The sequence below is a fragment of the Polaromonas sp. genome (genome assembly GCF_030682935.1).
GTDB lineage: Bacteria > Pseudomonadota > Gammaproteobacteria > Burkholderiales > Burkholderiaceae_C > Polaromonas.
Genome location: NZ_JAUXNA010000157.1, coordinates 1 through 2,767, shown reverse-complemented (window position 1 = coordinate 2,767; position 2,767 = coordinate 1). Strand labels below are relative to the sequence as shown.

3 protein-coding genes are annotated in these 2,767 nt (G+C 62.5%); 2 read left to right on the top strand and 1 reads right to left on the bottom strand.

Annotated features, from left to right (window positions below; translation table 11 throughout):
- A partial coding sequence (locus tag Q8K05_RS07525; protein ID WP_370868797.1) for an ABC transporter substrate-binding protein occupies window positions 1–868 on the bottom strand: 868 nt, incomplete at its 3' end.
- A 256-nt stretch (window positions 869–1,124) separates the two neighbouring features.
- Between Q8K05_RS07525 and Q8K05_RS07520 the strand changes: the two genes are divergently transcribed.
- Together Q8K05_RS07520 and Q8K05_RS07515 are read left to right on the top strand one after the other, a co-directional pair.
- Window positions 1,125–1,916, top strand: coding sequence for a sulfite exporter TauE/SafE family protein (locus Q8K05_RS07520; RefSeq protein ID WP_305245898.1), 792 nt, complete (start codon window positions 1,125–1,127; stop codon window positions 1,914–1,916).
- 32 nt (window positions 1,917–1,948) lie between these two features.
- Window positions 1,949–2,767 (top strand): nitrite/sulfite reductase (locus tag Q8K05_RS07515; RefSeq protein WP_305245896.1); only part of this gene is annotated, 819 nt, incomplete at its 3' end.

Sequence of the window (2,767 nt, the reverse complement as noted above, 5' to 3'; positions counted from 1 at the left end):
CGTGCTCGCTGGAGTCGATCTGGTCCCAAGGGTAGCCGGTCACGATCCAGCCCTTGGGCGTTTCGTCTTTCAGCACATCCAGGTACTCGGGTTCGCCCGACAGCAGCGACACCACCGGCGTTTTGGGGAAAATGCCGCGCTGGTTACCTTCACGCACCAGTTTGGCCAGGTCGGCGCCAAAGGTCACGTTGAAAATCGCGTCGGGTTTGGACTGCATCGTGGCCTGCAGCGTGGTGCCGGCCTCCAGCTTGCCCAGCGCGGGCCACTGCTCGCCGACAAACTCCACATCGGGGCGCCTGGCCTTGAGCAATTCCTTGAAGCTGGCGACCGCACTTTGGCCGTATTCGTAATTAGGCGCAATCGTGGCCCAGCGCTTGGCCGGCAGTTTGGCGGCTTCTTCGACCAGCATGGCGGCCTGCATATAGGTGCTGGGGCGCAGCCGGAAGGTGTAGCGGTTGCCTTTGTCCCACACCAGGGCATCGGTCAGCGGTTCGCTGGCAATGAACAGGCGCTTGTTTTTCTGCGCGTGGTCGGCCAGGGCCAGCCCCACGTTGGACAAAAAGCCGCCCGCCAGCACATCGACCTTTTCCTTGGCGGTCAACTCAATCGCGTGGCGCAGCGCTTCTTCGGGCTTGCCCGCGTCATCGCGGGCAATCACTTCAACCTTGCGTCCCAGCAGGCCACCCGCCACATTGATTTCTTCGACGGCCAACTGCCAGCCCTGGCGGTAAGGCTGGGTGAACTGCGGCATGGTCGAGTAGCTGTTGATTTCCCCGATTTTGATCGGCGGTTTTGACACCGCATGCGCCAGGCTGGCCACCAACGCCAGCAGCAGAGCGCCCATCAGGGCAGATTTCGTTAATTTCACGGGTTTCTCCATAAATTAGCAATGCGAGGCTTGGCATGCACACGCCTGCAGACCGTCGAACACAAAAAGCTGGGACTGTACCAGCACACCGCCTTTACACACGGCGCCCTGCCGGCACACACCGTTCCGTTTAAACAGCCGGCCCACCAAAACGCTCCGGAACCCGCATGAACACTGGCGAATAAGCTTATCCGCATAAGAGCAGAACAAATGTGTAGTTTGGTTTCATAAGCAGTGAAGCTACATTTTTCCCCTTATGCATGAATTTGCCTTCATATTTGCCGGATTCTCTGTGGGCCTCGTGGTGGGCCTGACGGGGGTCGGTGGCGGCTCGCTGATGACGCCGATACTGATTTTTGTGTTCGGCATCAAACCGCACCTGGCCATAGGCACCGACCTGCTGTTTGCCGCTTTCACCAAAATGGGCGGCACCCTCAGCCTGGCACGCGCCCGGATCGTGGACTGGCGCATTGTGGGCCAGGTGGCCGCGGGCAGCCTCCCGGCCTCGCTGATCACCCTGTATGTGCTGCAGCGACTCGGCCCCGCCAACCCGGCGACCCAGACGGTGATGACCACCACCTTGGGCCTGGCGCTGCTGCTGACGGCCGGTGCCACCTTTTACAAAGTGCTGCGCGGCAAAGCGGTGCCCCTGGCCATTGCCCCCGAACTGATCAGCCAGGCCACGCGCGCGCAGCATTGGGCGCTGCCGGTGCTGTTTGGCGCCGTGATTGGCACCCTCGTCACCATCACCTCGGTCGGCGCCGGTGCCATTGGCGTGATTGTGCTGATGATGCTTTACCCCGCCCTGCCGCTGCCGCGCATTGTGGCGGCCGACATTGCCCATGCCGTTCCGCTCACGCTGGTGGCGGGCCTGGGCCACGCCTCCCTAGGCTCGGTCGACTGGCCCTTGCTGCTCAAGCTGCTGGCCGGTTCGCTGCCCGGCATCTGGCTGGGCGCGCACCTGATGCGCAAAACGCCCGACCGCGTCATCCGCTCACTGCTGTCCGCCCTGCTGGCCTATGCCGGCGTCAAGCTTATTTCCATTTAATCCGTACGACTTTCACTTGACCCTCGACCTCCATGTACCAATACACCGAATTTGACCGCCAGTTTGTGAAAGCCCGCGCCCGCCAATACCGTGACCAGCTGACGCGCTGGCAGGCCGGCCAGTTGCCTGAAGATGAATTCAGGCCGCTGCGCCTGCAGAACGGCTGGTATGTGCAGCGCTATGCGCCCATGCTGCGCGTCGCCGTGCCTTACGGTGAACTCTCCAGCGCCCAACTGCGCGTGCTGGCCACCATTGCACGCGACTATGACCAGCCCAACGCAGCACTGTTTGACGGCGCGCAGGCAGCCCAAGACAAGCTCGGCGCCATTCCCCTGAAGAACGGCCAGTCCGTCAACTCCAGGCTGACCAGCGGCTACGCCCACTTCACGACGCGCCAGAACATCCAGTACAACTGGATTGCGCTGGACAAGTCTGCCGATGTGATGGACCTGCTGGCCAGCGTTGACATGCACGGCATCCAGACCAGCGGCAACTGCATCCGCAACATCACCAGCGACGAACGCGCCGGCATCGCCGTCGACGAGGTGGCCGACCCGCGCCCCTACGCCGAAATCATGCGCCAGTGGAGCACGCTGCACCCTGAGTTCGCCTTTTTGCCGCGCAAGTTCAAAATTGCCATCACCGGCGCGCTGGAAGACCGTGCCGCCACCGCCTGGCACGACGTCGGCCTGCACCTGATCAAAAACGAAGACGGCGCGCTGGGCTTCAAGGTGCTGGTGGGCGGCGGCATGGGCCGCACCCCGGTGCTGGCCACCACCATCCGGGCGTTTTTGCCGGCCCTGCAGATTCTGAATTACCTCGAAGCCGTGGTTCGGGCCTACAACCGCTTT

Bases quoted from the DNA above. Each gene is read 5' to 3' on its own strand.
- Q8K05_RS07520 (WP_305245898.1), top strand. From the start codon at position 1,125: ATGCATGAATTTGCCTTCATATTTGCCGGATTCTCTGTGGGCCTCGTG.